This is a genomic window from Mucilaginibacter sp. L3T2-6, from assembly GCF_030519355.1.
Classification (GTDB): domain Bacteria; phylum Bacteroidota; class Bacteroidia; order Sphingobacteriales; family Sphingobacteriaceae; genus Mucilaginibacter.
Window position 1 is genome coordinate 201,589 of sequence record NZ_JAUMKC010000007.1, and the last position, 13,188, is coordinate 214,776.

Here is a 13,188-nt window from a genome sequence, read left to right on the forward strand (position 1 = left end):
ACTTTTTTTAAAGAAAAACTTTAAACTAACTGAACATATATAAAGCATATATAATATTTTTACCGCCTTAATATCAGCAACCTTGCCAACAAGAAAACTAAGGCCGGTACAACTAATTGCGGTCATTTTCTTCACAGTTTCGGGCGGGCCTTACGGGCTCGAGCCTTTACTCACTTATGCCGGTCAACATGGGGCTTTGCTGCTGCTTATTGTGACGCCTTTGTTATGGGATGTGCCAGCCATTTTAACTGTGCTGGAGCTGAACAGCATGATGCCCATAACCGGCGGCTATTATAAATGGGTTAAGCACGCACTTGGCACCCGCTGGGGATTTTTTGAGGGCTGGTGGACCTGGCTCTACACTTTCGTCGACCTTGCCATTTATCCCGGCCTGTTTGTATTGTATGCCTCTTATTTTTTCCCGGTACTGGCAGACTATCGCATACCTATCTGTCTTTGCGTGGTCTGGGCTTCAGCTGGTTTAAATATATTAGGCATTGTACCTGTGGGCCGGACCTCCCTGATTTTAGGAGCGATTGTGTTCACGCCGTTTATCCTGATGTTCGGGCTTTTCTTCGCGCATCACACAGGGCCGGTCAGTATACCGTCGCCATCAGTAAAAGGCATTCCTTTCTCATCATTCGGCATGGCTTTATATACAGTAATGTGGAACTGCCTGGGCTGGGATAACGTAACCACCTATGCCGAGGAGGTAGAGAAACCAGTAAAATCGTACCTGGTTTCGGTCTTCACATCCTTTGTGCTGGTTATTTTATTATATGTGATGGTGATACTGGTAACCCAGCAAACCGGCATTGGCACTGAAATATTGGAAGAAAAGGGCTTCCCGGCAGTTGCTGAAATTATAAGCGGCAAATGGCTGGGCGGCCTGATCGCTTTTGCAGGGATGGCCAGCAGCCTTGGTATTTATGCAGCTGTACTTTTATCCGTGTCACGCGTGCCCCAGGTTATGGCAGGTGACGACCTGCTGCACAACGGCCTTAACAGGAAACACAAAAAGTTTGAAACACCTTATGTATCGATACTGATCTGCTCTGCTATTGTAAGCCTGATGATATTATGGCCGTTTGCTGATCTGCTCATTATCGACGTCACGGTTTATGGCGCCGGCCTCTCGCTGGAATATGTCACATTGGTAAAACTACGGCTCCATTCGCCGAATATGCATCGCCCATTTAAAATACCGCTGGGCATACCCGGCCTTCTCTTTATGATAGCCTTGCCCTTTACCGTTTATTTCGTAGCTATGGCCGGCGCATTTGCCTCGCAGGAGCACGCGGTTTGGGCGGCTGTGTTTGCGTTGGTTGCCTTATCGAGCGCGGAATTAGCGTGGCGCATAGTTATTTGGAGAAAGCCGCATCATAAGAAGAAGGCGTTTAGCTGATAAATGTTGGCGTTCCCATTACATAATGCATGGGTGTATGTGATACGTCCTTACAACAATCCGATATCCTAAAATCCCTAAATCCTGCGAATCTTAATCCAATCTTAATTATATTTGGCCATTAACTGTCTCATTAACATCAAATGAAGAAAATACTGATCGTACTTTTCAGTTGCGCAGCGCTATATGCACAGGCACAAACAAAATCTAACGACAACCTTATTCAATATGTAAAGCCGATTATCGGCACCCAGCGCATGGGGCACGTGTTCCCGGGAGCAACCGTTCCGTTCGGCATGGTGCAGCTAAGCCCTGAAACAGATACACCAAGCTATGAGTTAAACGGCAAATATAATCCCGACGTTTATAAGTATTGCGCAGGCTACCAGTACGACGACAAAACCATCGTAGGCTTTAGCCATACCCACTTTAGCGGAACAGGCCATAGCGACCTGGGCGACTTTTTAATAATGCCCACCATAGGCAAAGTAATGTTAAACCCGGGCACTGCAGATAAGCCCGGCAGCGGCTACCGCTCGGCATTTTCTCATGCCAACGAAGTTAGTGAGGCTAACTATTACAAGGTGAAGCTGGACGCCAGCAATATCATAGCCGAGATGACTACGACCACCCGCGTTGGTTTTCACCAGTACACTTTCCCAAAATCAGATAATGCCCACATCATTCTTGATCTAATGGCAGGTATCTATAATTATCCTGATAAAAACGTTTGGACCTACCTGCGCATGGTAAACGACAGCACAGTGGTTGGCTACCGTTTAACCAATGGCTGGGCACGCACACGTACCCTGTATTTTGCTATGACATTCAACAAGCCATTCATCCAGATGGGGTATAAGAAATTCGATAAGCGCGAAGTTTATGGCGGTTTCTGGGGCAAGTTTGCCCATGTGAAAAATTTCCCGGAGATAGCCGGTCGCCAGCTGCGTACTTATTTTGATTTCAAGACAGAAGAAGGCGAGAAAATTAAGATAAAGTTTGCCTTGTCGCCGGTGAGTATTGACGGCGCTCTGAAAAACATGCAGGCTGAGGTACCCGGATGGGACTTTGAAAAGGTGAAAAATGACGGACAGGCACAATGGGAAGCAGAACTGCACAAAATTGTGATTGATGGCGGCAAGGATGAAAAGGTAGATTTTTATACCTCGATGTACCATGCTATGATCAACCCAACCATCTATATGGATGTTGACGGACAGTATAAAGGCCTTGATCAAAACATCCATAAAGCTGATGGCTTTACCAACTACACCACCTTCAGCCTTTGGGATACGCACCGGGCATTGCATCCCCTGTTTAATATCATCGACCCGAAACGTAACTCGGATATGATACAAAGCATGATGGCTCATTTTGACCAAAGCCCGGAGCACATGCTGCCTATCTGGAGCAACAGCGCCAACGAGAACTGGTGCATGAGCGGCTACCACAGTGTGTCGGTAATTGCTGATGCCGTGGTAAAGGGTAATGCGCCGTTTGATGCCAACAAGGCGTTGGATGCCTGCGTGGCTACAGCGCACCACCGCGATTATGAGGGTATAGGCTACTATATGGATATGGGCTATATTCCTGACGATAAGAACGGTGTGTCGGTATCATCCACACTTGAGTATGCGTATGACGACTGGTGTATCGCCCAGATGGCTAAGAAGCTGAACCGGATGGATATTTACAATGATTTTATTAAACGTTCGCAAAACTGGAAAAACGTATACGACCCGAAAACCGGTTTTATGCACCCCAAATTGAGCGATGGCACCTTTCGCAAAAAATTCGATCCGCTGACAACCATCAACCAGGGCTTTATTGAAGGCAATGCCTGGAACTATACGCTGTATGTTCCGCATGATCCTGCCGGCCTGATCAAAACGATGGGCGGCAATAAGCGCTTTGTGTCGTATGTGGATAGCCTGTTCAGCTTTAACCTGCCTGACAAATATTTTGCAGAAACAGAAGATATTACACGCGACGGTATTATCGGCAACTACGTGCATGGCAACGAGCCTTCGCACCACGTAGCCTATCTGTATGACTGGACTGACAAGCCCTGGAAGACTCAGGAAAAAATCCGTATGATATTGCCGAAGATGTATAAACCAACCCCTGACGGTTTGGGTGGCAACGATGATACGGGCCAAATGAGCGCATGGTATATTTTCAGTTCGCTTGGTTTTTACCCGGTTGCGCCGGGAAGCGATCAATATGCAATTGGCAGCCCGGCAGTTAATCACGCCATAATACAAGTTGGCGATGGCAAAACCTTTACAGTAAACGTAAAGAACCAAAGCGATAAAAACGTTTATATCCAGAAAATGATGCTGAACGGCAAACCGCTCAATACATACTTTTTAACCCATGCCGATATTATGAACGGCGGCGAGATTACGTTTGTGATGGGTGCGAAGCACCGTTAGTTAGTAGTGAATGGTTGATTAAGTAACAACTCCATATAGCGCTTTTCCGGGATGCTTTCCTGCCTTTATTTTGCTCCTATGAAGCAACGGCCGAATTGGCCTTGAATATTTTACGCCGATAAAAGCTTTACCTTACCGGCTGCAGCAACTGGTTTACAGGTGTAGTGTGCTGCAAATATGAAGACGGTGTAACACCCGTAAAGCTTTTAAAATCGCGTATAAAATGCGACTGGTCGAAATAGCCGCACTGGTAAGCAATTGAGGTTAACGGATGCTGGTTTTTGGCGATAAGCTTAAGTCCGAGCTGGAACCTGTTGATTTTATTAAACGATGTTGGCGTAAGGCCTGTATGCCTGTAGACCAATTGCTGAAGGTAACGCGCGGTGATGTTATGCTTAGAAGCGATATAGCTTATATTAGCCTCAGCTGCATTTTGCTTAATACTGTTTAAAATATGCGCAACTTTATTGATTTTGAAAGACTTTTTTTCACTGCCGACCAACTGCTTTAATAAAAACAATTCTACCAGGCCAATTCTCCTTTCGGCACTTTTGGCCTCCAATAACTGATTGTGCAATTGCTTCGCCGGGCGGCCAATGATATCGCCGGTATCGGAAACCTGGTTATTGAATATACCCAGTTCGTCGTTAAAAAAATACGCCGCGCTGTGGGTAAAAAACTTTATACCCAGCATAGTATGCTTCCCTTTTGATTTGATGGCGAGCGGCTTAGTGATCTGTCCCCATAGCTCTATAGGAGGTGTTTTCAGGAATTTATCTTTTACTGCAGACTGCCATTCGCCGGAACCGAGATTGAATATCATTTCCATATCCCCGCTGGGGAAAACGGTGTCGTCAAACGCTATGTCTGCGTCAGATTCAAAGATATAGTAATGCCTCACATAGGGCTTTAAAATATCAGATGGAAGAAATTCCTTAAATTCCATAAGTTGAAGTTACGGTTTTTATATGGGTTATTAGTTTTTGTATCACAAAGCTACAGCTGAGGACTATGGTAAAATTGTACAAAACGGAACAAGATTGAGGAATTAAAAGTGTAGAATGAATTTTAAATTTTTTGCATCGGGGTAACGTTTTCCTTTTAACTTCGGGGTAACTATAGCTATTAAGAACACCATACATGGCAACTGAACAAAACAACACGATCACGGTAGCAGCAATTATAAATGCCGGCGTTGAAAAAGTATGGGAATTTTGGACGAACCCCGAACACATTACGCAATGGGCCTTCGCGTCAGATGACTGGCATGCTCCTTACGCCGATAACGACCCGCGTACAGGCGGAAAATTCAAAACAACCATGGCTGCAAAAGACGGCAGCTTTAGCTTTGATTTTGAAGGTGTTTACAGCAAGGTTGAAGAACTTGCCCTGATGGAGTATGCGATGCCGGACGGACGTTGGGTTAAAGTTCAATTCTCTGGCGATAACAAAACGACTAATGTAACAGAAGAGTTTGTGCCCGAAAACCAAAACTCACTTGAAATGCAGAAAGGCGGCTGGCAGGCTATACTTGATAATTTTAAGAAATACGTTGAGGCGAATTAATCTGGATTTCTGATTCAGAAGTCTTTAGCCGAGGTTTTATCAGGCGACCAGGGCTCCCGGCTCAAGCGTAATTAATACACTATCCTGACAAATATTTGATGGTTGAACATTACATGTTAATAACACCCATGTATATTTGCAGAAGGGAAACCACTTACTCCCGGTACTATCTCACTATTTAAAAACTTCCAGATGATCGAAACTAAAGCTTATGCTGCTCAAAACGAGCAAACTCCCCTGGCCCCGTGGACCTTCGAACGTCGCGATGTGGGTCCGCACGATGTGCAATTTGATATTTTATATTGCGGCGTTTGCCATTCTGACCTGCACCAGATACGCAACGACTGGTTCCCCGGCATATTTCCGATGGTTCCGGGTCACGAAATTGTGGGCCGCGTGGTAAAGGTGGGCGACCATGTAACCAAATTTAAAGTTGGCGACCTGGCCGGTACCGGCTGCTTGGTTGACTCGTGCCGCGTGTGCGAAAACTGTAAAAGCGACCTCGAGCAGTATTGTCTTAACGGCGGTTCGTATACCTATAACAGCACGGAGCAGGACAAAGTAACACCAACATACGGTGGCTATTCCAATACAATTGTAGTAAATGAAGATTTCGTGCTGCATGTATCCGAAAAACTTGACCTTGCTGCTGTAGCACCATTGCTTTGCGCCGGAATCACGACCTATTCACCTTTAAGGCATTGGAAAGTGGGTAAAGGCACCAAACTCGCCGTATTAGGCCTTGGCGGATTAGGACATATGGGCGTTAAATTCGGCGTTGCTTTTGGAGCCGATGTTACCGTATTAAGTACATCGCCTAAAAAAGAGGCGGATGCAAAGAAACTTGGCGCACATCACTTTGTGGTAACTACCGATGAAGAGCAGGTAAAAGCAGCTGCAAATTCGTTCGACTTTATTCTCGACACGGTATCAGCCGAACACGATTTTAATATGTACCTCGGCATGCTGCGGACCAACGGCACGCATATTTGCGTGGGCCTTCCTTCCAAAGCGATGGAAATCGCGCCTTTCGCTGTAGTTGGTGGCCGTAAAAGTGTCGCGGGTTCAAGCATCGGCGGTATTGCTGAAACCCAGGAAATGCTGGATTTCTGCGCAGAGCATAACATCGTTTCTGATATCGAAATGATCGATATTAAAGACATTAACGCAGCTTACGAGCGTATGGAAAAAGGCGATGTGAAATATCGTTTTGTGATTAACATGGCCACGCTTTAAGCGAAAATTTTTTATGATTTGAAAGCGCCCGTGTTTGTTGCGGGCGCTTTTGTTAAAGTCTGCCTTATCGGTATTCACTCAACCGTTATCAACGGACCACCACCCGGCCCCGTTAATCTGCCAAAAGAGGTTGAATTCAGCCCCAGATCAGTCAGCAATTGTTCAAAGGAATCACAATAGTCTTCTTCAACGGCAACCAACAAGCCTCCGCTGGTTTGCGGGTCCGCAAGAATATAGCGTTGCTCATCGGTAAGCGGGCCTATTTTGTGGCCGTAGCTGTTCCAGTTGCGCTGCGTTCCGCCAGGAAAACATTTTTGTTCAAGGTAATATGGGAGTGACGAGATCACAGGCACTTTATGAAACCCAATGACTGCCGCTACGCCGCTGCCTTCACACATTTCAGAAAGATGGCCGAGCAAACCGAAACCGGTTACATCGGTAAGCGCTTTAACGCCGTCCATCGCTGCAAAGCGCTCGCCGGCTTTGTTTAAGGTGGTCATACTTTTCAGGGCGATGGCCGCATCTTCCGGCTTCAGCAGCCCTCGCTTCTGTGCAGTCGACAGAATGCCTACCCCCAGCGCTTTGGTTAAATACAGGCGGCATCCGGCGGTAGCTGTTGAATTTTGCTTCAGCTGCGCGATATTAACCATACCATTTACTGCCAGCCCGAACACCGGCTCCGGACAGTCAATACTGTGGCCGCCAGCAAGCGTTATGCCAGCCTCGGCACAAACAGCCCTGGCGCCTTCCAGAACCTTTTGCGCAACCTCTGGGGCCAGCTTTTCTATTGGCCAGCCCAGTATCGCGATAGCCAAAACAGGCTTGCCACCCATGGCGTATACATCGCTTATCGCGTTAGCGGATGCAATCCGGCCAAAGTCGAACGCGTCATCCACAATCGGCATAAAAAAATCGGTTGTTGAAATCAACGCTGTGCCGTTGCCCAAATCAAGTACGGCAGCATCGTCGCGTTTATCATTGCCTACCAGCAAACGGGCATCAGGTGCTGCGGCAATGGGGCTGTGTAATATCTTATCTAAAATAGCAGGACTGATTTTACAACCGCAGCCTGCGCCGTGTGAATATTGTGTGAGTTTAATCTCCGTTGTGTCCATTAACAGGTGTTTGTATTTGATTAGCGAAATTTAAAACGGCCCGTGCGTCCTCTGCTTCGTTCGAGCAGCCAATGTTCAGTGAAAAAACCTTTTCGGCAGGCCGTTTTTGCAGGCCGTTAAGGTACGTTTTATCGTAATAATAAAGTACCGTCCGGATGAAGTCTGCCATTCGGCCTTCTTCAATGGCAATGATGGCATTTTTCGTTTGTTCCGGGCCCAGCCGCTTGCGGATACGGTCGGTACAGGTTATCAAAAACTCTTTATCAAGCCTGCCGTATTCCTCAACCAGTGCAGCAATACGTTGCTCAACAGGCACTACCAAATTAATCAGAGCAGCGTCGCGCATTTGCCGCCAAAAGCTATTTGGAATTGCCCTTACGCCTATGGTTAGGCTTTCATCTTCGACCCAAATAGGGCGAGAGTAATCCATACGCGATAAACGGGAGGCCAAATCGTTCTCAAATTGCTCCTGCGTGGGCTGCACCAGCTTGTTCATGCTGCCGTATGACGAGCCCTGGTGCTGTGCAAGATCTTCCAGGTCAATAACCTGTTCGCCTATACCGGCAAGCTGCTTTAAAATCCTGGTTTTACCGGACCCCGTCATACCGCCGAGTACGCAGAGGTGGTAATTCTTTTCGAATTGCGTGTGCGCCCAGCGGCGGTAACTTTTATAACCGCCGGAAATCACCAGTACATCAAAACCATACAGTCCCAATGCCCAGGCCATGGCGCCGCTGCGCATACCGCCCCGCCAGCAGTGCACGGCTACTTTTTTGTCCGGCGCAATTTCGAGCGCCCGTTTGATAAAGCCTGACCATTTGGCCCCGGTTAAATCAAAGCCGAGCAAAATAGCCTGTTCGCGGCCAACCTGCTTATAAGTGGTGCCAACCTGCACCCGTTCTTCGTTGCTAAACAGCGGGATATTATATGCACCGGGAACATGGCCCTGCGCAAACTCGGCAGGTGTACGAACATCAATTAACGCAACCGGATTGCTTAATTGCATGAAATCATTTATTGTTATTTGCCGCGTCATTTGCTTTCGAGGCTATAAATATACGTCAGTTTTTTTCTTACTTCCAGATATAATACAGCGCCATACTATTGCCGGCTGCAAAACTCAAACCGGCTACACATCATAATTAACATATTGTTCTTCAAAGCTTCCATCTTCATACAAATCAATCAAACCGTAGCCGGGCGCCGTTTGGCGCTTGTTGCCTTCCCACCAGGCACCGCTTACGGCGCCATTGCATATATAGGTTACGCCGTTGTAAACTACCTTATCGCGCAGGTGAATATGGCCGCTCAGGCATAGTTTTACGTTGGGATATTTGTAAAACAGATCGACAATTTTGTTGGCGTCAGTATGCATATCGCCACCAAGTATTTCCCATTTGTTGGCGCCGTCGGCTATGTCATCTACCATTAAAGTAGCGGATAGAATGGGAATGTGCGACAATACGCATACCGGCATGTTTGCAGGGGTGTGCTGCAATTCATTTTGTAGCCAATTAAACTGTTCATCGCCGAGCTTACCAATATACCATGTGTTATCAATGTCGAGGTGAACACTGTCCAGCATGATGAATTTCCAACCACTTTTAGTGAAGCTGTACCATGGCGATTTTAGCTGAAGCTGGTCCATGGAATACTTTTTCCCGTAAATTGCCTGCCCTTTATCATTTTCGTTCCACCAGATATCGTGATTGCCCAACACATAATGCATCGGCAAGCTGCATTCATTTTTCATAGTTGAATGCCATAACGTCCACTGGTCGTTTATGGTGCTTAAATTTTCTTTATTGATATCGAATACCACGTCGCCGCCATTCAGGATAAGGTCGATACCCGGCTGCTGCTGAACATGGTGCAAGCATTTAGCAAAGCGGGCAGGCGCATCCCATTTGTTTTTAAGGTGAACGTCGGTCAAATGGGCGAGCCTTAAAACACGCTCTCTATTGGCGGCAGTGCTTTTAAATGGCAATGCGGGAACCAACATTAAACCGCCAAGGCTTTTCAGGAATGATTTTCTTTGCATAGGTAGATTCATTTTCCAATGCGAAAATAGCGATACAGAATAAACCTGACATTACCTAAGCATGAATGGATTGGGTTTTCGGAAAAAATGTCTGAAAATTTTAATTTGAAACAAAATTAATACAAACATAACGCTGTAATTATTGTATGCTGCTCCTGATTGCCGTATATTTACGTTCATCAGATGATACGATGAGCCCTAACATTGTCCCAATTCCCCGTAAATCACTAGCCGATGAAGTTGCTGCCAAATTACAGGAGCGAATTTTAAAAGGCGGCTATAAAGTAAACCAGAAACTTCCTGTTGAATCAGAGCTGATGAAGGCCTTTGGCGTTGGCCGTTCGACCATCCGCGAAGCGGTAAAAATTTTAGTTAACTCCGGCTTCCTGCGCGTGCAGCAGGGTATCGGTACGTTTGTTGAAGAGAACTCCGGTATTAACGAACCGCTAGGCCAGCGGCTGAAACGGGCTTCGCCTAAAAATATCGATGAAGTACGCGAAATACTCGAAATGAAGATTTCGGAAAAAGCAGCGATGAACCGTACTGGCAACGATATTTCTAAACTGGAGCATTTCCTGAAAAAACGTACGCAGGCCGCCAATGATAACCTGGTGGAGGAATGTATAGATGCACATGTAAATTTTTATATCGTGCTGGCCGAAGCATCGAAAAATGATATACTGGCTGATCTTTATAAACAATTTGCAATACAGTTAAAGGCGGATCTTCTGGCCGCGAATGAAGACACGACCTATTTTAAAAACCTTCCCGACACCCACCACAAGCTTTTCGATAGCGTATTACGGGAAGATCCCAGGATGGCCTGGCACTGGAGCGGCAAAATAACCGGGCAGATAACGAGATGATTTTAATCTTAAGTATTTCGCGGGTGCATATCTATTAAACCAGCCCCACCTGGGACTGAATGGCTGATGCCGGCGACCTCCGACTTGTAACAAACTTGTTTCAATAATCCCTCAAAAAAATTAATTGCTGTTTAGTTAACATTTATTTGCTTAACTTTAACTTCCATTATAAACCAACTGAGTACTCATTATTGATTAACTATGCGGCTGAAATACTATTTTCCGGCGTTTTTATGTGCGGTTTTTGTGGCCGTTGCGTTGAATGCCTGCCATAATTCGCCGGCAAATATTGATGACCAGATGCCGGATACGGTAAGCTACAACTTCAATATCCGCCCAATCCTCTCAGACAAATGTTACAAATGCCACGGCCCGGATGCAGGCAAAAGACAGGCAAACCTGCGGCTTGATAACCCGGCGAGCGCTTATAAGGCATTGCAGGATAATCCCAATGCCCATGTGATCGTTCCCGGCAGCCCTGAAATGTCGGAGCTATTCCGCCGCATTTCTACTAACGACACTGCTGATGTGATGCCGCCGGCAAATTCAAATCTGAAGCGACTTACCCCGCACGAGGTAGATTTGATTAAAAAATGGATAAAGCAAGGTGCGAAATATGAAAAGCACTGGGCTTTTGTGCCGCCAAAATCATGGCCTGTGCCGGAGGTTGATAACAAAGATTGGGCAAAGAACCCGATAGATAATTTTATCCTGAAAAAACAGGAGCAGTATGGTTTAAAGCCCAATCCAGAAGCAGATAAAGAACATTTGCTGAAACGTCTTAGCCTGGACCTAACCGGTCTGCCGCCCACCATCGAAATGCAAAACCGTTTCCTGGCAGACTATAGCCCAAATGCCTATGAAAAGATGGTGGATGAGCTGATGAAGAAGCCTGCGTATGGCGAAAAAATGGCTTTACATTGGATGGATGTAGCCCGCTATGCAGATTCGCACGGGTACCAGGATGACAACTACCGCACACAATGGCCGTGGCGCGACTGGGTAATACATGCCTATAACGAAAACCTGCCTTATGATATATTTGTGACCTGGCAGCTCGCCGGGGATTTGATGCCCAATGCCACCAAAGAACAATTGCTGGCAACAGGCTTTAACCGGAACCACAAAATCACCGAGGAAGGCGGTGTAATTGACGAAGAGTACCGTGTGGCTTATGTTACCGACCGCACCAATACCTTCGGCAAGGCCTTGCTGGGCGTTACACTGGAATGCTCACACTGCCACGACCATAAGTACGACCCATTCTCGCAAAAGGAATATTACCAGGTTTTTGCATTCTTTAACAGCGTGAAAGAAGCAGGCTTGCAATCAACCGTAGGCGGCCCCGAAACTTATGCCAAGCGGCCGATGATGCAGATATCAAACGACGATGTAAAAAGTATCCTGAAATTTATAAATAAAAAAGACACAGGAAAACTGATTGTTTCGGTGATGGGCGACAGCGAAGTTTACCGCAAAACGTACGTATTGAAACGCGGCAATTACGACAGCCATGGCGACGAAGTACAGCCTGGAACTCCAGCATCCATCATGCCTTTTGATAACAGATTACCAAAAAACCGCCTTGGTTTGGCTGAATGGCTGTTCGACAAGCGCAACCCGCTCACTGCCCGTGTTTTTGTTAACCAAACCTGGCAGGAGTTGTTCGGGAAAGGCATAGTCAAAAGCTCGGGTGATTTCGGCATGCAGGGTGACCTGCCTACGCATCCCGAATTACTGGATTGGCTGTCGGTTGATTTTATGACCCATGGCTGGGATATGAAACGGCTGGTGAAACAGATGGTGATGTCGGCTACGTACCGGCAGTCGGCGGTTATTACTAAGGACAAATTAAAGCTCGACCCGGACAACAATTTATTGGCGCGCGGTCCGAGATACAGGTTGCCTGCCGAACTGGTGCGCGACCTGGTGCTGGCCAGCAGCGGATTGCTGAATCCAACTATCGGCGGCCCGAGCGTGAACCCATACCAGCCGCCGGGCTTGTGGGAAAACGCCACATCAGGCCGCGGCATATTGGCCACCTATAAACAGGTACATGGCCCCGACCTATATCGCCGGGGTATGTACACGCTAATTAAACGAACTGTTCCGCCTGTTGAAATGGCCATTTTTGATGCCAGCAACCGTGATCAATGCGAAGTAAAACGGCTACGAACCAATACACCGCTGCAAGCCCTGCTGATGGAAAATGATCCAACTGTGCTGGAAGCGGCAAGGGTATTGGCCGCCAAGCTGCTTAAAGATAATAGCCAAACAAAAGCCAAAATCACCAAAGCTTTCAGGCTGATTATGTGCCGGACACCGAACGAAAAAGAACTGGGAATATTAACAGGTTATTACGCAGACCAACTAAAAACGCTGGATAAAAAAGACGCGCAAAAAGTATTGGCTGTAGGGGAATACCCCGTACCCCAGGATCTGGATAAAGTGATGCTGGCAGCGATGATGAAAACTGTGGACACAATTTATAACTTAGAGGAAGCGATAACAAAAACCTGATGGC

The 13,188-nt window shown here is 46.7% G+C and carries 10 protein-coding genes; 6 read left to right on the forward strand and 4 right to left on the reverse strand.

Translation table 11 applies throughout. The features are described from left to right. Window positions 1–82 precede the first annotated feature (82 nt). Together Q3W13_RS10465 and Q3W13_RS10470 are read left to right on the forward strand one after the other, a co-directional pair. Window positions 83–1,405, forward strand: a complete 1,323-nt coding sequence (locus tag Q3W13_RS10465) for an APC family permease (protein WP_302863547.1) — start codon at window positions 83–85, stop codon at window positions 1,403–1,405. Between the two features lie 143 nt (window positions 1,406–1,548). Continuing rightward, window positions 1,549–3,840: a GH92 family glycosyl hydrolase gene (locus Q3W13_RS10470; RefSeq protein ID WP_302863548.1), complete on the forward strand. Its 2,292-nt coding sequence runs from the start codon at window positions 1,549–1,551 to the stop codon at window positions 3,838–3,840. A gap of 127 nt (window positions 3,841–3,967) precedes the next feature. Here Q3W13_RS10470 and Q3W13_RS10475 read toward each other — a convergent pair whose 3' ends face one another. Then, entirely contained in the window at window positions 3,968–4,786 is an 819-nt protein-coding gene (locus Q3W13_RS10475) for a helix-turn-helix domain-containing protein (RefSeq protein ID WP_302863549.1), read from the reverse strand. Between the two features lie 194 nt (window positions 4,787–4,980). Between Q3W13_RS10475 and Q3W13_RS10480 the strand changes: the two genes are divergently transcribed. Together Q3W13_RS10480 and Q3W13_RS10485 are read left to right on the forward strand one after the other, a co-directional pair. Beyond that, window positions 4,981–5,406 carry an SRPBCC domain-containing protein gene (locus Q3W13_RS10480; RefSeq protein ID WP_302863550.1) on the forward strand — a complete coding sequence of 142 codons (426 nt, stop codon included), beginning with the start codon at window positions 4,981–4,983 and terminating at the stop codon, window positions 5,404–5,406. A 192-nt stretch (window positions 5,407–5,598) separates the two neighbouring features. Beyond that, complete coding sequence (locus tag Q3W13_RS10485) at window positions 5,599–6,642, forward strand: NAD(P)-dependent alcohol dehydrogenase (protein WP_302863552.1); 1,044 nt, start codon at window positions 5,599–5,601, stop codon at window positions 6,640–6,642. A 74-nt stretch (window positions 6,643–6,716) separates the two neighbouring features. Here the strand turns inward: Q3W13_RS10485 and selD are convergent, their stop codons facing one another. From selD to Q3W13_RS10500, 3 genes are all read right to left on the reverse strand, one after another. Further along, window positions 6,717–7,757: a selenide, water dikinase SelD gene (selD, locus tag Q3W13_RS10490; protein ID WP_302863553.1), complete on the reverse strand. Its 1,041-nt coding sequence runs from the start codon at window positions 7,755–7,757 to the stop codon at window positions 6,717–6,719. Further along, window positions 7,738–8,793 carry a tRNA 2-selenouridine(34) synthase MnmH gene (gene mnmH, locus Q3W13_RS10495; protein WP_302863554.1) on the reverse strand — a complete coding sequence of 352 codons (1,056 nt, stop codon included), beginning with the start codon at window positions 8,791–8,793 and terminating at the stop codon, window positions 7,738–7,740. The genes selD and mnmH overlap by 20 nt, the downstream gene beginning before the upstream one ends. A gap of 93 nt (window positions 8,794–8,886) precedes the next feature. Continuing rightward, on the reverse strand, window positions 8,887–9,798 hold the full coding sequence (locus tag Q3W13_RS10500) for a metallophosphoesterase (RefSeq protein WP_302863555.1): 912 nt from the start codon (window positions 9,796–9,798) through the stop codon (window positions 8,887–8,889). Window positions 9,799–9,944: 146 nt separating this feature from the next. On the opposite strand from Q3W13_RS10500, the gene Q3W13_RS10505 reads away from it, so the two are divergent. Together Q3W13_RS10505 and Q3W13_RS10510 are read left to right on the forward strand one after the other, a co-directional pair. Continuing rightward, on the forward strand, window positions 9,945–10,664 hold the full coding sequence (locus Q3W13_RS10505) for a FadR/GntR family transcriptional regulator (protein ID WP_302863556.1): 720 nt from the start codon (window positions 9,945–9,947) through the stop codon (window positions 10,662–10,664). Between the two features lie 201 nt (window positions 10,665–10,865). Then, window positions 10,866–13,184 carry a PSD1 and planctomycete cytochrome C domain-containing protein gene (locus Q3W13_RS10510; RefSeq protein ID WP_302863558.1) on the forward strand — a complete coding sequence of 773 codons (2,319 nt, stop codon included), beginning with the start codon at window positions 10,866–10,868 and terminating at the stop codon, window positions 13,182–13,184. Window positions 13,185–13,188: the final 4 nt, after the last annotated feature.